General features: G+C 42.3%; 22 protein-coding genes. 16 read left to right on the top strand and 6 right to left on the bottom strand.

What is annotated here, in order from left to right:
• Nucleotides 1-369: 369 nt before the first annotated feature.
• Nucleotides 370-996, top strand: a complete 627-nt coding sequence (locus tag QN079_RS13635; RefSeq protein ID WP_016608429.1) for a restriction endonuclease — start codon at nt 370-372, stop codon at nt 994-996.
• A gap of 193 nt (nt 997-1,189) precedes the next feature.
• Here the strand turns inward: QN079_RS13635 and QN079_RS13630 are convergent, their stop codons facing one another.
• From QN079_RS13630 to QN079_RS13615, 4 genes are all read right to left on the bottom strand, one after another.
• The gene (locus QN079_RS13630; protein WP_005234033.1) at nt 1,190-1,357 is read right to left on the bottom strand and encodes a hypothetical protein; all 168 of its coding nucleotides are present in this window, start codon (nt 1,355-1,357) and stop codon (nt 1,190-1,192) included.
• A gap of 220 nt (nt 1,358-1,577) precedes the next feature.
• Nucleotides 1,578-2,351: an ABC transporter permease gene (locus tag QN079_RS13625; RefSeq protein WP_289229950.1), complete on the bottom strand. Its 774-nt coding sequence runs from the start codon at nt 2,349-2,351 to the stop codon at nt 1,578-1,580.
• A gap of 5 nt (nt 2,352-2,356) precedes the next feature.
• The gene (locus tag QN079_RS13620; RefSeq protein WP_010749956.1) at nt 2,357-3,160 is read right to left on the bottom strand and encodes an ABC transporter permease; all 804 of its coding nucleotides are present in this window, start codon (nt 3,158-3,160) and stop codon (nt 2,357-2,359) included.
• Nucleotides 3,157-4,131, bottom strand: a complete 975-nt coding sequence (locus QN079_RS13615; protein WP_142964562.1) for an ABC transporter ATP-binding protein — start codon at nt 4,129-4,131, stop codon at nt 3,157-3,159. The genes QN079_RS13620 and QN079_RS13615 overlap by 4 nt, the downstream gene beginning before the upstream one ends.
• A 399-nt stretch (nt 4,132-4,530) precedes the next feature.
• On the opposite strand from QN079_RS13615, the gene QN079_RS13610 reads away from it, so the two are divergent.
• A complete protein-coding gene (locus QN079_RS13610) occupies nt 4,531-5,199 on the top strand; it encodes a CPBP family intramembrane glutamic endopeptidase (protein ID WP_142964563.1) in 669 nt (222 codons plus the stop codon).
• A gap of 48 nt (nt 5,200-5,247) precedes the next feature.
• On the opposite strand, the gene QN079_RS13605 is transcribed toward QN079_RS13610, so the two are convergent.
• Nucleotides 5,248-6,039: a helix-turn-helix domain-containing protein gene (locus QN079_RS13605; RefSeq protein WP_015510303.1), complete on the bottom strand. Its 792-nt coding sequence runs from the start codon at nt 6,037-6,039 to the stop codon at nt 5,248-5,250.
• A 232-nt stretch (nt 6,040-6,271) separates the two neighbouring features.
• Here QN079_RS13605 and QN079_RS13600 point away from each other — a divergent pair, with 232 nt between their 5' ends.
• The 3 genes from QN079_RS13600 to QN079_RS13590 all read left to right on the top strand — a co-directional run bounded on the left by QN079_RS13600 (nt 6,272) and on the right by QN079_RS13590 (nt 9,062).
• Complete coding sequence (locus QN079_RS13600) at nt 6,272-7,267, top strand: acyltransferase family protein (protein ID WP_289229949.1); 996 nt, start codon at nt 6,272-6,274, stop codon at nt 7,265-7,267.
• Nucleotides 7,268-7,464: 197 nt separating this feature from the next.
• Nucleotides 7,465-8,529: a DUF1002 domain-containing protein gene (locus QN079_RS13595; RefSeq protein ID WP_289229948.1), complete on the top strand. Its 1,065-nt coding sequence runs from the start codon at nt 7,465-7,467 to the stop codon at nt 8,527-8,529.
• Between the two features lie 161 nt (nt 8,530-8,690).
• Nucleotides 8,691-9,062: a YccF domain-containing protein gene (locus QN079_RS13590; protein ID WP_060791455.1), complete on the top strand. Its 372-nt coding sequence runs from the start codon at nt 8,691-8,693 to the stop codon at nt 9,060-9,062.
• 244 nt (nt 9,063-9,306) lie between these two features.
• On the opposite strand, the gene QN079_RS13585 is transcribed toward QN079_RS13590, so the two are convergent.
• Nucleotides 9,307-10,158, bottom strand: a complete 852-nt coding sequence (locus tag QN079_RS13585) for a MurR/RpiR family transcriptional regulator (protein WP_289229947.1) — start codon at nt 10,156-10,158, stop codon at nt 9,307-9,309.
• A 152-nt stretch (nt 10,159-10,310) separates the two neighbouring features.
• Between QN079_RS13585 and gnd the strand changes: the two genes are divergently transcribed.
• From gnd to QN079_RS13530, 11 genes are all read left to right on the top strand, one after another.
• Entirely contained in the window at nt 10,311-11,210 is a 900-nt protein-coding gene (gene gnd, locus QN079_RS13580) for a phosphogluconate dehydrogenase (NAD(+)-dependent, decarboxylating) (RefSeq protein ID WP_005228429.1), read from the top strand.
• Nucleotides 11,211-11,221: 11 nt separating this feature from the next.
• Complete coding sequence (locus QN079_RS13575) at nt 11,222-12,223, top strand: D-isomer specific 2-hydroxyacid dehydrogenase family protein (RefSeq protein ID WP_010749950.1); 1,002 nt, start codon at nt 11,222-11,224, stop codon at nt 12,221-12,223.
• 15 nt (nt 12,224-12,238) lie between these two features.
• Nucleotides 12,239-13,342 (top strand): iron-containing alcohol dehydrogenase family protein, encoded by a 1,104-nt coding sequence (locus tag QN079_RS13570; RefSeq protein WP_289229946.1) that lies wholly within the window; start codon nt 12,239-12,241, stop codon nt 13,340-13,342.
• 11 nt (nt 13,343-13,353) lie between these two features.
• Nucleotides 13,354-14,187, top strand: coding sequence for a PTS mannose/fructose/sorbose/N-acetylgalactosamine transporter subunit IIC (locus QN079_RS13565; RefSeq protein ID WP_005228432.1), 834 nt, complete (start codon nt 13,354-13,356; stop codon nt 14,185-14,187).
• Nucleotides 14,188-14,206: 19 nt separating this feature from the next.
• Nucleotides 14,207-15,064 carry a PTS system mannose/fructose/sorbose family transporter subunit IID gene (locus QN079_RS13560; protein WP_074535421.1) on the top strand — a complete coding sequence of 286 codons (858 nt, stop codon included), beginning with the start codon at nt 14,207-14,209 and terminating at the stop codon, nt 15,062-15,064.
• An 18-nt stretch (nt 15,065-15,082) separates the two neighbouring features.
• Nucleotides 15,083-15,589: a PTS sugar transporter subunit IIB gene (locus tag QN079_RS13555; RefSeq protein ID WP_005228434.1), complete on the top strand. Its 507-nt coding sequence runs from the start codon at nt 15,083-15,085 to the stop codon at nt 15,587-15,589.
• A gap of 103 nt (nt 15,590-15,692) precedes the next feature.
• Nucleotides 15,693-16,568, top strand: a complete 876-nt coding sequence (locus QN079_RS13550) for an MATE family efflux transporter (RefSeq protein WP_289229945.1) — start codon at nt 15,693-15,695, stop codon at nt 16,566-16,568.
• A gap of 24 nt (nt 16,569-16,592) precedes the next feature.
• Complete coding sequence (locus tag QN079_RS13545) at nt 16,593-17,048, top strand: PTS sugar transporter subunit IIA (protein WP_289229944.1); 456 nt, start codon at nt 16,593-16,595, stop codon at nt 17,046-17,048.
• A gap of 20 nt (nt 17,049-17,068) precedes the next feature.
• Nucleotides 17,069-18,166 carry a mannonate dehydratase gene (gene uxuA, locus QN079_RS13540; RefSeq protein WP_289229943.1) on the top strand — a complete coding sequence of 366 codons (1,098 nt, stop codon included), beginning with the start codon at nt 17,069-17,071 and terminating at the stop codon, nt 18,164-18,166.
• Nucleotides 18,163-18,780 (top strand): bifunctional 4-hydroxy-2-oxoglutarate aldolase/2-dehydro-3-deoxy-phosphogluconate aldolase, encoded by a 618-nt coding sequence (locus QN079_RS13535; protein ID WP_289229942.1) that lies wholly within the window; start codon nt 18,163-18,165, stop codon nt 18,778-18,780. The genes uxuA and QN079_RS13535 overlap by 4 nt, the downstream gene beginning before the upstream one ends.
• Nucleotides 18,781-18,876: 96 nt before the next feature.
• Nucleotides 18,877-19,599: an HAD family hydrolase gene (locus QN079_RS13530; protein ID WP_289229941.1), complete on the top strand. Its 723-nt coding sequence runs from the start codon at nt 18,877-18,879 to the stop codon at nt 19,597-19,599.
• Nucleotides 19,600-19,637 lie beyond the last annotated feature (38 nt).

The raw sequence follows: 19,637 nt of genomic DNA, 5'->3' as shown, positions 1-19,637 counted from the left end.
ATCTGTTACAAGTAAAGTAAGAGGACTCAATAGATCAGTGAGACAAGAATGTGGAAATTAGCACTATAACGAATCCTATCTAGAAATTTTCTTAAATGAAGCAGTGATCAAGAGTGATTTGATTTAACCTTCGATTGTTATTGAATATTCAAGCTTCAATTGACTTTTAGCTTAAATGAAATTATCATTAAATTAATAATATCCCTATATAAGTTTCTTATTTTGACTTATTTCGCCGAAATCAAACGATTTTTTGAGAAAAGTAGATTTTTCCTCTCTTAAGAACCAGTTTTATTCTACATAATTAAAGACCACTTACTAGCTAAGCTTTAACTAATCACATCCAAAACAATCAAGAAAGGAAGAGACATGTTTTCATTTAAGAAAAAGAAGGAAGTTATTAATTTACCAGAACTAAGCAACTTTAATGAACGTACATACCCGAAAAAATTGAAAAAGATTGTGGCTCAATTAGAAACCTGTAAATCGGAGGATTTGAATTATATTGCTGAATGTATTTTACAAAAGATGGGATATACCGTCCAAAACATCGATGGTTACAAAGATGGTGGTATTGATGTGTATGCTTTTTCTAATAATAAAAAGGCAATAGCGGTCCAATGTAAAGCTTGGAATCCGCAAAAGACAACGGAGCGGATCAGTAAGCCACTTGTTGCCGCATTTAAAGGGATTTTTCCAGACAAAGGGTTTCCCAATGGGCTTTTCATCACTACACATTTTTTTACAGATCAAGCATTAGAAATAGCCGGTGAGAATCTACTGTTGGTTGACAGAAAAAAGCTGATTGAGCTGCTTGCGCATTTTTATCCAGAAATGATCAGTGAGTTATTTTATTATAAAACCTTGACTGAATTAGAAGAATGCAAGAGTTGTAAAAATGGGAAGAAGTTGAAACTTTACAATAAGAAGAAACGCAACTATTACTATATCTGTGAAACATGTGGAGAGTATAGCTCGTTTAATTATTCATCATGAGAAAAGAACAAGAAAAAAGCGTAATGAATGAACGGATATCCGTTATTCATTACGCTTTTTTCGCGACTTATGTCAAAGTCATTTTTTTCTCAAATTAATTTTAACAAACGTGTCCTATACGTCGGGTGTAATGACTAAAACAGCCCCGGTTGTTTCGGTAGGTTCGTAGCCAGCTTCCCGTGTTTTTGACGACTTAAAGTGTATTTGAATAGAAGAAAACGTAAGAAATGGCAATCAAGCAAACCAACAATAAACCAGAGAGTGACAGAAAAAGCAGCATGATTCGTTTCTTCTTCAATCCAAGTACAAGTATCACTACATTCAATAGAAAGAAAACAAGTAAAATCGCTAAATATTCCATAACTGGTCCTCTTTTACGTTTTTATTTATCTTACCAGAGATTGGCGGCTTTTCCTAGCCAGTTTTTGTCTTTATAACAATAATTATTTACTGCATAAGACATGTGTAGTTATGCAATCAAAAAAGCGAATAAGCAATTTCACAACTATTAGAAAGTAAAAAAAGAGCATCACCCATAAAGTGACGCTCTTTTCCCACAAGATGTTTAATAAGGGGGAGGCTTACGAACCCGTAGAAATATAGTTCTTCAAACCTACTCGCCAAAAGAAGAAGGCGGGAAAGGCAAAGAGTAGACAAACCAAGGGTGATAAGATCCACCAAGGATTAGTTACGCGACCAATGACATACAGAAACGGATAATACTGAAACCAAGCCATCGGCACGACGTAGGTCAATAAACGCAAGACGTGTTTTCCGTAGATACTGAAGGGGTAGCGGCCGAACTCGCGGGCACCATCGGTAAAAATATTCATAAATTCAAGTCCTTGGATCGTAAAGAAGGAAATGGCGGCATACACTAAGAACAATAGGGCGAAAAAGAGGGCGCCGCAGACGATCATCAGAAAAAGAGTCAGGACATTTCCAAAATGCCAAGCAATTCCACTATTAGGAATCGCATAAGCAAACAACAGCAAGGCTTGAATAAAACGGCCGAGACGCGAGAATTCCATTTTGGAAGCTAAGACTTGAAAAATCAAGGAGCGAGGGCGCACGAGTGCTCGATCGAACTCGCCATTACTGATCAATTGCGGAAAAAGATCGAACCCGCGAAAGAAGCATTCCGCAATCGAAAAGGCAAACAAAACCGTTGCAAAGGAAAGTAGGACTTCCTCAAAGGTAAAGCCATCCACTTGATGAAAACGGGTAAACATAAACCAAATGCCTAAAAAAGCAGTAAAGGAACCTAGAAATTGTCCCAAAGCGGTTAACACAAAGGAAACTTTATACTGCATCTGACTTTTGAGATGAATACAAAAATAATGCCAATAAACCATATTCCTTAACCTCCTTGCACAACGACACGTTTGAGCGCCTGCTGCAGCCAAATTTTTCCGATCACGATCAAAAGTACGAGCCAAAAGGCTTGTAAGAGCAATGCTGAAACCAGCGCCAAGTCAGTCAGATCCCCGTTGTAAATTCGCAGCGGGACGTTTTGCATGGAAGCAAAAGGCAGTAGTTCCACGAATTGGCGAAAAGGCTGCGGAAAGAAAGGCAGAGGAATGACCCCACCAGCTAAAAATTCACCGATGGAGCTGATGACGACCCGCACCCCGATGGAGGATAATGTATAAAAAGTCGAGATGTAGACCAGCTGCGACATAGCGATCACTACACCTAAGCTCAGCGCCATGGACAAAAGAAACAAGAACAAGGCAACGATGTTTGCTGGCAGAATTAAACGATAAGGTGCTGGCAGTAAAAAGGCAATCACAAAAATCGGTCCGCAACGCAAGACGGCTTTTGCTAAGCGATTGGCAGCCGATTGGCAAAACCAGCGATTGTATAGATCCATCGGCCGCACAAGTTCATAGGCGATCGACCCTGTGGTGATGGTATTGAAAATTTCTGCCTCAAAGAACCACAACATAAATAAAGACAAGAAGGCTTGCTGGAGCCAAACATAGGAGACGGTTTGTTGAAAGGTCATGGGAAAGGCACTAGGATCTGCTTGGTAAAAGGCGTGGAATGCCAGAATTTCCATCAAGCCCCAAGCTAGTTGCGTAGCCATCCCGGCAATTGCCGCCGAGCGGTATTGCAAGGTATTGATAAAGCGGATGCGGAAAAATGCCTGATACTTCCTCATATCTGATACTCCTGATACAGCTTGGCGACCATTTCTTCGGCGGTGATACTGGCAACGGCCAAATCGGTGATCTCGACTTGACTGCTGAGCAGACTGAGCAGCTGAGCGACCGACACTTCTTTGGGATCAAGCTTCAGAACAAGGCGACCGACGTCTTTTTGAAGAAGTTGGACATTTTCTGGCAGATGGGGCTCATTCCCTTGATAGTCGACCTCCAGCGTTTTGACATCAGAAAAACGGTGCTTTAGTTCATCGAGGCGACCATCTAGCAAAATTTGCCCTTTGCCGATCAACAGAATTCGTTGTGTCAGCGCCTCGATATCTTGCATATCGTGGGTCGTCAGGATGACTGTGGTACCTTTTTCTTGGTTTCTTTTTTTGATGAACTGACGCACGGCGATTTTTGACACAGCATCTAAACCGATGGTGGGTTCATCAAGAAATAAGATTTTGGGGTCATGGAGTAAGGAGGCTGCGATCTCACAGCGCATACGCTGACCGAGACTTAAGGAACGAGCAGGGGTTTTTAAGATCTCACCTAAATCTAGTAAGGTGACTAATTCTTCTAGGTTGCGTTGATAACTAGCAGCGTCGACTTTGTAGATATCACGAATCAAATCAAAGCTGTCATTGACGGGCACATCCCACCAGAGTTGACTGCGTTGCCCGAAGACGACGCCGATGTCTTTGACATGTTGGATACGTTCTTGCCAAGGCGTACGACCATTGATGTGACAAACGCCTTGATCAGGGGTCAAAATCCCGCACATGATTTTGATGGTGGTACTTTTTCCAGCACCATTAGGCCCGATGTAGCCAACCATTTCGCCTTCATTGATGGTAAAGCTGATGTCTTGCAACGCATGGACGGTGGTGGTTTCACGAGAAAGAAAGGCTTTGGCTGCTTGGCGAAAGCCGCTTTTTCGCTTGGATACTTGGAAGGTCTTGCTGAGGTGTTCTACATGGATCATTTGGATTCACTCACTTTCTTTTGACAAACGCGACAAAAAGAGCATTCGAAATCGAATACTCGCGACGAGTTGGTCCAAACGAACATGGTTGGGGCAGCGGTTCGTCAGCCAAACAAAAGTAGGAACAGTGTAGCATAAGAGAGCGCTTTTTTCAAACATTACTTATATTTTTTTTGAAAAGAATAGGAATGAAAAAAGCGTGGTTTGTTCGATAAAATGAGCAAAATAACTATTTTTATTTTTTATTAGTTGTAAATAATGAGGAAACTAAGTATCATTATAAGCAGCTGATAGTGGCTAAGCATTTTCTGGAAACATGGGGAACCAAATGATGGGCTGTGTCATGATCTGTCGTAACCCGATCCTGAAAAATGCAATGAGCAAACAATGGAGGAGAGCATGAAAGCAGTAAAGAATGTCTTTATTTTGATTGGCTTATTCTTACTTAGTCAAGTAGGGATGACCGCATTTAGCGTGGTAAAAATCTATTATTTGGAAGCAGGAGAACCGACGATTCCTGCGATGATCAGCTATGGGTTGATTGCCTTGCTTTTGGCAAACATTGGTCTACTGATGTTTTTGGCTAAAAAGTTAGGACTTGCCACCTTTGACTTTGGCTGGTCAACGAAGAAAAATTGGTTATGGATCGTCGGTGGTTTTGTTTTAGGTCGAGTCGTTGCAGTTGGCGGAACGCTCTATCTGCAGCATATATCCGATCAAGAGGCGACCGCCAATGATGCATTGTTAGGGGAACTGTTTACAGGCGAAAATCCGCTTTTGATCTTTTTATTGATCGCTGTTGCTGCGCCAATTATGGAAGAGATCGTTTTTCGTGGTGGGTTTATTGGCCTTTTATTCGAGAAATACCCAATAGTCGGGATCATTTCAAGTGTAGCGGTTTTTAGTATCATCCATTCCGTCACCAATCTGATCGAGTTTTTGATTTATGGTGCTATGGGACTGATCATGGCGTTGATTTATGTAAAAACTAAGCGTCTAGAAACAGCCATCGCCATGCATTTTCTCAACAACGCCTTGGCGGCGATCGCAATGATCTTGCTAGGATAAGAAAGTCAGCAAAAAACCACCAAATCAAAACGATTCGGTGGTTTTTGTTTACTCTGGCAGCTGTCCTTGTTCAAAGGGCAATTGCGCCAGTTCTTCTGCAGTAAAGAGGAGGTCGCCTTCATCTTCGATAGAAAATGCGACACCAGCTGCAGATTTTTGATAGACGCGCGCTTTATTCATATTACGAAGATAAAGATCCTTGCCTGCATTTAATTCTGGTGCAGCTAAATTGTCTTCGCGATTGCTGCGAATGACGATTTTGCTTGTTTGCGCGCCAAAATGAAAACCGCGATGACCCAAAGCCGTTAATTGGCTGGCATTTTCGCTGCTGTATTCTTTATAACCCGACAGACGATCCGTTTTTACCAGCGGCCGATCGATCGTATAAGTGATCAAGTATTCCGTATCTTCAGGTAGTTGAATCACTTGTCCGGTTGCCTCATTCGTTATCTCAGTGGCAGGCAAGCGATACTTTTTTATAGAAGTGATCGTTAGGTCTTCTTTTGTAAAAAAGACTGGATCGATCCAAAATGCTGCCAACAAAATCGTACTTAAGCTAATACTGAGAATAGTCAAAAGGGCGATCAATACGAGGCCAATTCGTTTGCGGTGGGTGGTCAGATTAAGTTCTTGGACCATCTGCTGATCTTCTTTTAATAAATAGTCCAAGGTCAATTCAAAATAGCTGCTCAGCTTGACTACTTGGTCTAGATCAGGATAGCTCTTGCCGTTTTCCCATTTTGAAATCAGTTGCCGAGTGACAAAAAATTCCTGCGCCAATTGTTCTTGTGTGAGATTTCGTTTGGTGCGTTCTTCTTTGATAATTTTCCCAATATCCATGTGTCTGTTTTGCCTCCATCATTCTTCTTATATTATAGCAAACTCTTTTCTATGCGAACGAGGATCTATGAAATTAGCGATGCAACAAAGGGTAACATCTTTATTTATCAATGTTTCTACTTGTTGCGCTGCCTTTCTATCTTGGAAGCTTTCCGTGCTGGTCACAAAAAGAAAGGACCAGTAGAGTGAAGTATGTTTGATCAAATTTGACGGAGAAAGGAGAAACGATCGAATGAAGACAAAACAACCTATGGTTCCAATTGGCTACATCCAATTCATCGCTTCATTATTGGTGATTCTCGTTCATTGTGGCCGACTGGCAGAAAACAACGGGTTTCATTTTTTGTTAAAGAGTCTCTTATGTCGTTTGGCGGTTCCTTTTTTTCTGCTGCTGAATGGCTATTTTTTTCAAAAGAGTACCTGTTCATGGCAGCAATGGTGCAAACGACAACTCAAGCTTTATTTGCGTTGGTCGATCGTGTATCTTCCCTTAGGCTGGTTTTACTTAGGGCAGCAAAATCTTGCTGATTCATTACGGGTCATCGGTTTGGCTACTGGCTTTTTTACAGTAGGGGTCTGGTACCATCTTTGGTATTTTCCAGCGTTGCTCTTTGGCATGTGGTTAGTACGAAAAACTCGCTTTCTTGGCTATCGGCGGCAGTTTTTACTGGCGATCAGTTTGTATGTGATTGGCTGTCTTGAAACGTACAGCAGTTATTTAAGTGGACCTTTATTGGTATGCTATCAAAGCTATCGGACACTATTTTTTACAACGAGAAACGGACTCTTTTATGGGTTTTTATTTTTACTGTGTGGGGTTTGTTTAAGAGAACACCAAAAACACCCTTTTTTTACGAAGCATCTTGGTAGAAAACTCGCGGTCTCTCTTTGCTTATTAGGCATTGAAGGTCGACTGGTGTATCTCAATCAGGGGGACGATAAGAATTTCATGCTGTTTTTTGTGCCGACGACTCTTTTTTTCCTTGCTTGGCTGATCAAGCAGCAACCCCCAAAGCGGACTTGGCAAGCAAAACAAGCAGCTGAGGCTAGTCGATTGATCTTTCTGAGTCACCCGCTGTTTCTAGAAACCGGGAAGGTCTTTTTTTCACTCGCAGGGTTTCCGTTGTTCTTTTATACGATAGCTTTAACGGGAGCCTTTCTTGGTTTGAGGAAAGTGGGCAGCCGTTTGAAATCCTATACTGTTGGTTTTGCAAAAAAAAACAGTTGATGAAAAGAAAAGCGTCTAAAGTATTGCTGTACCAAGGATAATACCAAATTGCACCTTTTTTTAATAGCAGCAGAGTTCTAAGTTTTTCTTCATTTCAGACCCTAGACGTAGGCTTTGCAAGAAAACCTATAGTACAATAACAGCAGTAAGAGGGAAAAAACCCCTGAAAAAGAGATCAACACTTGGAGGATATAGTGATGAAAAAACAGACTCGAAAACCAGCGATGATTTTAGCGACTCTCTTGGTATCTAGCCAAGTTTTATTAGCAGCACCACAAGTTTTTGCTGACGAAACCAATTCAACGACCAGCAGTTCCACTGCAACGAGCAATTCTACCGCAACGACAGCCACTACCGATAGTCAAACAAGTACTTCTGACAGCAGTTCAGATCGTTTGCAAGTCAATGCCGTGGCGATCGGAAATGCCTTGACGAAAGCACAAGAAGACTACACACTGGAACGCTTAGGCATCCAAGGCGAAACACCGATTTATACGACAAACGGTAATGACTTGATGAAATACATTCCCGATGGCGGCTTTACTGCAGATTGGGCGGTCTATAGCTCGGTCAGAATGCAGACGCTAGAAAGCGGGGCAGGAATCACTGTCGATATCGCGACACCAGATAACATTACCCGCATCACTGCAGCCCAGTACCAAAATGCAGCGCTGACGGCAGGGATCACTGATGCGAAGCTAACGGTCGCTTCTGCCGTACCGATCGACGGTTCCGGAGCTTTAGCTGGGGTATACAAAATCGTTGAAGAATCAGGCGGTGTCATCAATCAGAATCGAGTAGCCATAGCTCAAGATGAGATGGATGTGCTGTCTACGATCACCGAAGAGAATAAAGACAAAGAAGGCTATTCCGATGAAGCTTTGAATGCAGCGCAAGAACAAGCGAAAACCGATTTGGCTGCTCAAACTGCAGATGGTACGGAATTAACCCAAGCAGATATTCAAGAGACAGTAGAAAAAGCCTTGAAAGACAACGGACTTGAAGGAATCGTTACGGAAAATCAAATTTCTGAATTGACCTCTTTGATGAGCGACATGCGAGACAATAATATCTTCGATGACTTCATCAAAGAATTGGATCTGTCAGAAGCCCGCAAGCAAATCGAAGAAACCTCTAAGGGCCTTTGGGAAAATATCAAGAGCTTCTTTAGCGGCATCTGGTCTTCGATCACCGGTGTCTTCGGTAATGACTCAAATGAGTCCAACAATAGCAGCGAATCAACCGTTGATTCTGGGCAATAAGCATTTTACAAAATAACACATTTTGCTTGTATTAAGAAAAAAGAGAAGCGCGCAGGGGAAGGAGCATCAGACGATAGCGCACGTCTGAGTGCTATCAATGTCCTCTGCTTTCTTTGCTAAAACAGGAGCAGTCTTTATTAAAAAAGAAGGAGGGCAATCAGATGAATTTTTTAGGCAACGTGATTTGGTTTGTCTTTGGCGGCTTGATCGGTGCGATCTCATGGTTTTTGGCTGGGTGTTTATGGTGTATCACCATCATCGGCATTCCCATTGGTCTGCAATGTTTTAAGTTTGCGACGTTGTCACTCGCACCATTTGGGAAAGACATCGCTTACCGTGGCGGTGGCGTGTCCGTGATTCTAAATATTTTATGGTTGATTTTTTCTGGTATACCACTGGCTTTAGGACATTTAGCTAGCGCAGTCATTCTAGCCATCACGATCATCGGCATTCCATTTGCGGCGCAATCATTGAAGATGGCGCGCTTAGCGTTGATGCCCTTTGGAGCAGAGATTGTGTCTAGTCGTTATTGATTTACCTAAAAAAAGATAGTCTTAAAAAACCACATTACAGAGCGGATAGCTTTGTGATGTGGTTTTTTGCGAGAGTAAGGGACAAGATTTTTGGCAGGCTCAGCGCATTTGAGATTCAGAACTGAAAAAGTTGATAAGAAACCAACGAAGAGTACAGAAAAAAGCACAAGTTTTTTTGCATATCAACTGTGATTCACAAAAGAATTAGCGAAACGCAGAAAAATCTAAGTTTTTTCTTCCCTTCTCAGGGTTCTTTGATTTTTGAAATGGAGCGCCGAATTTTGGCAATCGATTGTTGTGCTTTGTCTCGATTAATAAACATTAAGATGACATAGAGGGAATCCATGATGCTCAGTTGAGCGATTCTGGATGCCAATGCCTCTGAGCGAAACTCAGTTTCTTCGGAAATAGAGATGAAAACCACGTCGCCGAGTTTGGCTAAAGGGGAAGCAGCATGGCTAGTAATGACGATAATTTTGGCACCATTGTTTTTGGCAACTTGAGCTAGTTCAATGGTTTCTCTTGATTTTCCAGTATGAGAGATAAAAATGCCGCAATCATCTGGCGTCAACAATGAAGCCTCCATCAGTTGGATGTGATAATCACTGCTGTGAAAAACAGTGATCGGCGAGCGCAAAAATTTGTGATAGGCATCGGTTGCCACGATCTCTGAACCACCAACGCCGAAGAAAAAAAGTCGTTTAGATTGATTGATAATTGCAGCAGCAAGCTTTAAATCTTCTTCTTTCAAAAGATTTTTGGTATCAGTCAATGTGGTCATATTGGAATCAAATACTTTTTGAGCCATAGTCAATTCATTATCAGACTTCTGGATATTTTCATGGATCGAAATGGCAGAAAAATCATTTTCCTGCATCAGCATTGCCATTTTGAAGTCTTTAAATCCGTTGTAACCGAGTTTTTTTGTGAATTGAAAAAAGGTCGAATCAGCGATGCCTAATTTATTGGATAAATCACTGATTGAACTGTGGCTGACTTTACTAGGATTTTCCAAAATGTAGTCGGCAATCGCTTGTTCTTTGAGACTTAAGTCTTTATAAAGCGTTTTTATTTGCAGGCGAATCGAAACAGTCAAAGACGGTTACCTCCTTTATATGAACATTATTATCTTTGTATTGTTACGTTACCTCTTTTAAAGAAAAAAAGCAAATAAAAATTATTTTTATTTTTTGTGTTTACAAAAAAATATTTTTTTGTATAATGAAAGTATGAAATGGAGGCGCTATCATGGAGATAGGAATTATCGGACTTGGAAAAATGGGATTGAACTTGGCCCTCAATTTAAAAGATCAAGGTTATCAAGTAAAAGGGCTGGATCTTTCGATACATGCGCAGAAAACAGCGCAAGAAGCTGGAATTACACTCTATCAAACGCTAGCTGATTTGACGAATTCTTTTAGCGGCCGACGGGTTTTATGGTTGATGCTTCCTGCGGGAACTGTGACTGAGGGGATTCTTGAAGAACTATGGCCCCTTGTATCAGCGAAAGACATCGTGATTGAAGGCGGAAATTCTAATTACAAAGATTCGATTCGCCGAGCAGCCTGGTTTAAAGAAAAAGAGGTGCATTACTTTGATTGTGGGACTTCTGGTGGGGTTTCCGGAGCTAGAAAAGATGCATGTTTGATGATTGGCGGGAATGAAATCGCTTTTTCAGAGGTGGAATCTTTGTTTGCAGATGTGGCTGTTTTAGGAGGCTACCTTTATGCAGGGGAATCAGGAAGCGGTCATTTTCTAAAGATGGTCCATAACGGTATCGAATACGGAATGATGCAAGCCATCGGTGAAGGCTTTCAATTGATTGAACAAAGTGCCTATGACTTTGATTTGGCTTCCGTCGCAGAGGTATGGAATCATGGATCGGTTATTCGCAGCTGGCTGATGGAAATCGCAGCGGCCCAATTTAATGAGAGCCCTAAGTTGGAGGAATATCGCGGGGTTGTTGCAGCTTCTGGTGAAGCTAGGTGGACAGTGGAAACGGCTTTGGAGATGAATGTTGCTGTACCGACGATCGCTATGAGTTTGTTTATGAGAAATTTGTCCCAAGAAGAAGACAGTTTCTCAGCAAAAGTCGTCTCTGCGCTAAGGAATGGTTTTGGTGGTCACGAGATTGTTGCAAAAGAGTAAGGAGGAAGAATATGGAACAGTTTAAGATCGCTATAGTGAATTCCAGCAGCTTTGGAAAAATCTTTCCGCAACATATCGAGCGGTTGAAAGCAATCGGAACTGTCAGTCATTTCACGTTCGATAGCGAAATCAATGGGAAAGAATTGGCAGAAAAGCTTAAGGGATACAACATCATTATAGCAAGTGTTACCCCATTTTTTACCAAAGAGTTTTTTGAGTACAAAGATGAATTGCTACTGATCACACGCCATGGGATCGGCTATAACAATATTGATTTAGAAGCAGCGAAGGACCACCAAACGATTGTTTCGATCATTCCAGCTTTGGTCGAGCGAGATGCAGTAGCAGAAAATAATGTGACCAATCTATTGGCGCTTCTGCGCTGTACAGTTGAATCGAATACAAAGGTCCGCGAAGATCAATGGGAAAAACGAGCGAACTTTGTCGGACGCGCATTATTTAACAAGACGGTAGGGGTGATCGGTGTCGGCAATACTGGAAGTTGTGTAGTAGAAATATTGAGAAATGGTTTCCGCTGCGAGGTTTTGGCATACGATCCATATAAGTCCGCTTTGCATATTCAAAGCTATGGCGGAAAAAAAGTCGAGCTAGACGAGCTACTAGCAAAATCAGATATTATTTGTCTATGTGCTAACTTGACGGAGGAAAATTATCATATGATTTCCTTTGAAGAAATTTCAAAAATGAAAGATCAAGTATATCTCTCCAATAGTGCCCGTGGCGCCCTTTTGAATGAAGAGGCAATTGTAAGCGGATTAAAAAGTGGGAAAATCGCTGGTCTTGCCACCGATGTCTTAGAGGAAGAGCCTGGTCATAAAGATCATCCGTATTTAGCTTTTGAAAATGTAGTTATGACACCGCATACATCGGCTTATACTATGGAATGCTTAGAAGAGATGGGAAACAAATGTGTAACGGATATTGAACGAATCGTTAAGGGGCTGCTGCCAGACCGTGCTGTTCAAGCGGAAAGTCGGTTTTTGGCTGTATAAAGGAGAGTGAAACTCGTGCTAACGGATTTAAAAGTAAAGGTTGGACCGCAAGTTTATCGTTACCATGAAGGCGCGATCGACTATGTGCCGGAAGTATTAAAAGAGTACAAAGTAAAACGACTGCTGCTCGTACATGGAACGGTTTCATGGGAAAAAGCAAAACCAAAATTACTCTTTATAGAAGATGCGCATTTGGAAATTTTTTATCATCGCTACACGGGAGAATGCAGCTATTATGGCGCTGGGCTGATTGCTGATCTTGTTGAAGAACTGGCGATCGATTTTATTCTGGGGGTTGGCGGCGGGAAGTTAGCCGACTTAGTGGGATATGCAGCACATGTAGTCAATCGACCCTTTGGACTGATCCCAACATTGGCCAGTAATTGTGCACCATGGACACCCTTGTCTGTCATGTATAAAGAGTCGGGAGAATCTGAAGGAAAGTCGGAACACTATTTAAGACAGGCTGCTTTTTTGATTACCGATCCGACGTTAGTGATCGATGCACCAGTCTCCTACTTCATCGCCGGTTTAGCAGATACGTTGGCAAAGTGGATTGAATCGGAAGCAATCTTAGCCCAACCACATTTGAAAAATGAGCCCTTCTTGCAAATGGCAGGCTATACAGCAAAATTATGCGAAACAGCTATTTTGACACAATCGAAACAAGCGATTGAAGATATGAAGCGGCAGGAAGTGACAGACGCCTTTTGTCACTTGTCGGAGATCGTTATTGCAGTTGCTGGAATGGTAGGCGGGCTAGGCGATAAATATGCCCGCAATGCAGCGGCGCATGCGATGCATGATGCCATCAGTAAATATCTGCCTGAAAGTCATCGTTTTCTTCACGGGGAAAAGGTTGCCTATGGGATGTTTTATCAATTAGCCCTTGAAGAAAAATGGACGGTCATCGATCAGTTGATCCCCTTTTATCAAGAATTGCACTTACCAATGAGTTTACATCAAATGGGTATTTTTCCTGAAGATGCACAAGTCATCGATCAGTTGGTGCAGTTCATAGATTCGAAAGAAAAAGTACACTTGATCCCAGTCTTAATCACCAAAGAACGCTTGAAAGAAGCTGTTCTTGATTTAGAAAACTATTTGAAAGAAGTTTAGGAGGAGGAAAAATGGATACATTAAGTGTTACACAAAGTTTACTGATTGCGCTATGGGTTGCAGCAGTCATGTCTCGTTGGCTCGGCGGAGGCGCCACACTGACTTTACGTTTTTCACCATTGATGACGGGATTAGTTGTCGGACTGGTGATGGGAAATGTGGCTCAAGCCATGATCGTTACTGCCGCTTTACAAATGATTTACATGGGGGTATTTTCTCCTGGCGGATCCATGCCAGCGGAACCTTCGATTGCTGCGGCGATTGCCGTACCGGTAGCTTTGCTAGGAAATCTGCAACCAGAAGCAGCGATTGCTGTTGCCGTTCCTGTTGGGTTGCTAGGGAGTTATTTGTATCAGTTCCGTTTCTTTATCAATACCTTCTTAGGAAAGTATACGGATAAAGCAGTAGAAGATCTTAATGCCAAGGCAATGACGCGTTCAATTATTTTATACCCAACGCTGGCTTCATTTATTTTATTTGTTCCGCTGGTATTTATTGCACTTTATTTAGGCGCTCCACTGATTGCTGATGTCATCAATGCTCTTGAGGGGACAGTCGTTATTCATATTTTAGAAGTAGTCGGCGGAGGATTGGCAGCGATCGGGATTGCAACTACCGTCTATGTGATCGGTCGAAAAGATTATATGGTCTTTTTCTTCTTGGCCTATTTCATGAGTGTAGTTTTCAGTTCGCTGGAAATTACCATGGTCACCTATGCGATTTTTGGCATTTTGATCGCGTTGATTTTTGTTCAGTCACAAAAAGGAAAATTGGTCCCAGCCCCAGAAACGAATACAGCATCACCATCCTTTGATGATGACGATGACTATGATGACGGGTTCTAATCGATAAGGAGGAGCAGTAATGACCGAAACAATTCAAAAAGCGCAAGGCGCACCAGAAGAAATCACGAAGAAAGATGTCACAAAAGCATACCTAAGATGGCATTTCGCCAATGAGATCCCGCATTCATTTGAACGGTATTTATCACCCTCGCTTTTATACGCCATGATGCCGATTTTGCGCAAACTTTACAAAGACGATGAGGCACTGAAAGCTGCCTACAAACGCCAACTGCTGTTTTTCAATACCCAGCTGAGTTGGGGTGGCGGAGTCATCACTGGGCTGATGTCATCAATGGAACAACAGCGGGCCGAGGAAGAGCATGAGAAAAAAGAGATTTTGATGCAAGATGATCTAATGTACAACACGAAAGCTGGTTTGATGGGTGCTTTAGCAGGAATCGGAGATGCCATCGACTCAGGAACCGTTCAATATATCTTTATTGCGATTGCTGTTCCTTGGGCACAGCAAGGAAGTCCACTAGGTGCGTTGTTCCCATTCATTTGCTTTGCACTGTATCAAGTTTCTCTAGGAATGTTTTTCGCCCGTCAAGCATTTTCGATGGGGCGCAATGCAACTGGTTTGATGCAGAGTACAGGCGTCCAAACCGCAATTGAAACACTGTCGGTTCTCGGTTTATTTATGATGGGGGTTCTGGCTGGAAACTATGTCAAAGTCAGTTCTTCGCTACAGTTTGATATTTCTGGACGAGAATTTATTATCCAAGATATCCTTGATCAGATTGTACCAGGGATTTTGCCGTTAGCAGTTGTAATGGGCGTCTACTGGTTCTATACAAAGAAAGGATTAAAAGTCACGCAAGCATTACTATGGCTGACCTTGATTCTGATTATTTTAGCCGGTGTCGGTATTTTATAAGAAAAGGAAGTGGAAAAAATGGGTGTAGTAAATTTAGCACGAGTAGATGAACGATTGATCCATGGGCAGGTCATGATGACTTTGTCACAAAAAAGCGGAGTCAACTCGATTTTTGTAGTGGATGAGGTAGTAGCTAAGGATAAGTTCATGCGGGAATTATACAAAAATGCCGGTAGCCGCACAGGGCAAAAAACGATCGTCGTTACACCAGAAAAAGCCAAATTTTACTGGGATGAATACAACTTCAAAGATTACAACTGTATTTTGATCGCTAAAACCGTCAGTGTGATGTACGACTTAGTCAAACACGGCGTGCCAATGAAAGAATTGAACATAGGCGGTATCGCCCAAAAAGATCCCGAGAAAGATCTCTTGGTAACAAAATCTGTTTATTTAAATCAAGCTGATGCGCAAAAACTCAAAGAAATGAACGAAGCGTACGGTGTGGAATCAATCTATTTTCAAGCAACACCTTCTGCACCGAAATCAACGCTTAAAGATGTGTTGAAGCAGTTCAATTTGTAATCATTGAGCGCGTTCGTCATCTGTTGAAGAGGAAGGCGGAGGATCTTATAAAAAATAGAGTTCCTCCTTCCTTGTCAGTAATTTGTGAATAGGAGAATCCGCCATGAATCAAACAGAAACATTTCGTGATTGGCTTTTTCGTTATCGGTATGTCTACCGATCGCGTTCCACGGATAAAAGCAAACAAAGATTTTTGAAGGCACTCATCGCAGATATCATTCCGTTTCGCAAAGATCTTCAGGTGATCGAGTATGATCACACGAAAAAAAACGCCTCACGCAATTTGTATGTTGGCGATCTGACCAAAGCAAAACGGATCATCTGCACATATTATGATACACCGCCACAGCATTTCGGCGATTACCATTTTTTTGATCGGCAGGAGCAAGGGCGCAAAACAAATCAATTTATTCTGACTGCTTCAGCAGTGATGATTCTTTTTGGGGTGTTTGGTACCTGGCTTTATATCCACTTTGCCTCAGGGAGATTTCCCTTGTTGTCATGGCAAACAGCGCTTTTTGCTTTAGGAGTCGGTATTTATTTTCTGCTATTAAATCGCGTAAGCCGCGGAGCTGGATTTGAGCAAAATCTGACCCGCAATACGTCCTCTATCTTAGCGCTGCTGTCACTGATCAGTCAAAACAGTCAAACAGCGACTGCTTTTGCGTTTCTTGATGAAGGAAGTTTTGGAGAACGCGGGTTGGAAGTGTTACGTGATTCAGTAGGGCCGAATGCGAAGATTTATTATTTAGATTCTATCGGCGCCGATGCTCCGATTCGAGCTATCGGCAAGCAATTCAATGAAGGGCAACTGCAGCAGCTGGCGATCGAACACAGTAGTGAAGCGATGGGCAGCATCAACTATCTGTTTTGTGCAGAAAAGCAGCAGGATCAGACGTATGTGTTGCCTAGAAAACAATTAAAGCAAAAAGAGCTGAATAGTAGGAATATGCAAAAAGTACTTGCGTTATTTGGTTAAGAAGCGAAAAAGGAGGAACAACATTTGTTAGGAATCGTATTGGCAACTCACGGACAGCTGAGTACTGGTTTTAAAGATGCTGCAGAGGTGATCATGGGCAGTGTCGAAAATATTGCGGTCGTTAATTTGAACCACGGAGAGGATATTCAACTTCTGGGAAACAAAATCCATGAAGCAATCCACGAAACAGATCAAGGGGACGGTGTAGTGGTGTTTGCTGATCTATTGAGTGCGAGTCCCTACAATCAGTCGGTTGTAACGATCAATCAATTAGAAGAATCTCTTCAGGAAAAGACGTATGTGATCGGCGGAGTGAATCTGCCGATGGTATTAGAAGCGATCAATCACCAATTTTTGGCAACACCGATTGAACAGGCGGTGGCAGCAGTAATCCAGCAAGGAGAAAATAGTGTAGCGCTTTGGCACAATTCTTCAGCAGGTGATAGTAGCGAAGAAACTGATGAGGACGATGATTTTTAAAAACGAAAGGATGACAGCAAATGCAATGGGGGTTTCGATGGTACGGGGAAGGGGATACGATCCCGTTAACGAATATTCGACAAATTCCAGGAATGCACGGCATTGTAGGAACACTTCTGAATAAAATGCCCGGAGATGTCTGGGAGATTTCCGAAATCAACGCACTAAAAGCATCAATTGAAAAAGAGCATCTTTCGCTATTAGGGATTGAAAGTGTGGCGATCCACGATGCGATCAAAGCTGGAACAGAGGAACGGGATCACTACATCGATCAATATATTCAAACGATTCGGAATTTAGCAGCTTGTGATGTACATATGATCTGCTATAGCTTCAAACCAATCTTCGGCTGGGCCAAAACAAATCTATTTTATCAAAACGAGGATGGCAGCTTCTCCTTGCTCTATGATCAAGCCGTTGTGGATGATATGGAACCTAGTGAGATGTATACGCTGATCCATAGCCAATCAAAAGGCTTTCAATTGCCAGGTTGGGAAGAAGAACGACTGAAAAAGTTCCAGCGTTTGATGGCAACTTATGAAGGGGTCACTCAAGAGATCCTCTTTGATAACTTAAGCTATTTCTTAAAGCGGATCATTCCTGTGTGTGAAGAAGTAGATGTGAAAATGGCGATCCATCCCGACGATCCACCTTGGGAAATTTTTGGCTTGCCACGAATCACCAAAAATTTAGAGGACTTAAAAAAAATCATGGCCATCGTGGATTCGCCTTATAATGGGGTGACGTTGTGCACCGGTTCGTTAGGTGCCGATCCAGAAAACGACATGGTGGAGATCGTTCATGCCTTAAAGGGACGCATCAACTTTGTTCATTTCCGCAATGTGTTGTTTATGGGGGAACGTAAATTTAAAGAATCCGCCCATCTATCCACCGAAGGATCATTAGATATGTATGCCATCATGAAAGCCTTGGTTGAGGTCGGTTTTGATGGCGTCATCCGTCCAGATCACGGGCGGACGATCTGGGGGGAAGTGGCGATGCCAGGCTATGGTCTGTATGATCGCGCGATTGGGATCAGTTATCTTCAAGGGCTTCATGAAGCCGTCTTGAAAGAACAAATGCAATCGAAGGAAACGAAGGGAGGGAAGAGTATATGACACTCTATGAACAATTGGCAAAAACAAGGGTATTGCCTCTTTACACTGCAACGGATCTTACCTATTTGCCAGTAGTAGAATCACTGTTGATCGAACATGAACTACCCTTTATTGAAGTGACCTTCCGCAGTGACCTTGCTTTAGCAGCGATTGAAAAACTCTCTCAATCAGGCAAATTGATCGTAGGCGCAGGCACGGTGCGCACCTTAGAACAAGCGAAAGCAGCAGTTGAGAAAGGGGCGCGCTTTATTGTTTCCCCTGCTCTTGTACCTGATGTGGTGGAATTTTGTCTTGCCGAAAACATTCCAGTGTTTCCAGGAACAGCTACCCCAAATGACATTCAACGAGCAGCGGCTTATGGCTTATCAGTTGTGAAATTTTTCCCCGCGGATATCTACGGGGGCTTGCCGGCGATCAAAGCCCTCAGCGGTCCATTTTATGATATTCGATTTGTCCCAACTGGCGGAATCAACCTCGAAAATATGCAAGACTATTTATCTGATCCGCAAGTGCTAGCAGTTGGCGGCTCCTTCATTCTTTCAGAATCACTAGTAAAAGAAGGTCGGGTAAAGGCTGACAGCCATTTGGCGCATGTAAAATCATTGCTAAGTTGAGCAGTCAGCTGTAAATAAACAAGGTGAAGCAATGGGTGCCAAAGGATTTTGGTACCATTGCTTTTTTATTCGCAGAAAAGTAAAGGAGGCTATAGGATGAAAAAGATAAAACTGGTGATTTTTGATATGGACGGTTTGATGTTTGAAACAGGTCGTCTAGCTTACCGCGCTTATTTAAGAGCCGCGGAGGAATATGATTTTGAAGTTTGCCAAGAAGTTTATTATTACCTGACTGGCAGAACGGAAGCAGATATTCGTATAGGGATGAAGGAACTTTATGGCAATCAAGTACCAACGGATCGGTGGCGAGCAGCGATGAATCGTCAGAAAGAAGTGGTTTTAGCTGAAGAAAAACGGGTGTTCAAAAAGCCCGGCCTTCTTGACCTGTTGGAAGCATTAAAAAAACAAGATTGCTTGATAGCCGTGGCATCCTCTTCATCGAAAGAAAAAATCAAGGCGTACTTTGAAATGGAACAGATGCCAGATTGGTTTGATACGGTGGTTTCTGGGGATCAAGTGCGAAAGGGCAAACCTGATCCAGAAATCTTTCTAACAGCTTGCCAACATTTAGGCGTAAAGCCTGAAGAAGCATTGGTATTAGAAGATTCTCTAGCTGGCATAAAAGCCGCAAAACAAGCCGAGATCCCAGCTTTTCTGATTGCGGATGATTTGAGTGCTTTGCCAGTCAAGAAAAATGGGAAGTATCCTTTGCTTAAACAGCCAAAACTTGAGCAAGAAGTAGCTGCACAGGTGAAAACTTTTTCTGATCTGACGGAAGTCAAAGACTGGCTCGTCGCGAATCATTTTTCTTGGGATTGATCAAATCGTACGGATTTTCCTGCATAGCATCTCGCAAA

The organism is Enterococcus sp. FZMF, assembly GCF_030263915.1.
Classification (GTDB): domain Bacteria; phylum Bacillota; class Bacilli; order Lactobacillales; family Enterococcaceae; genus Enterococcus_D; species Enterococcus_D casseliflavus.
The sequence above is the reverse complement of the archived record's forward strand: the minus strand, read 5'-3'. Positions and strand labels throughout refer to the sequence as shown.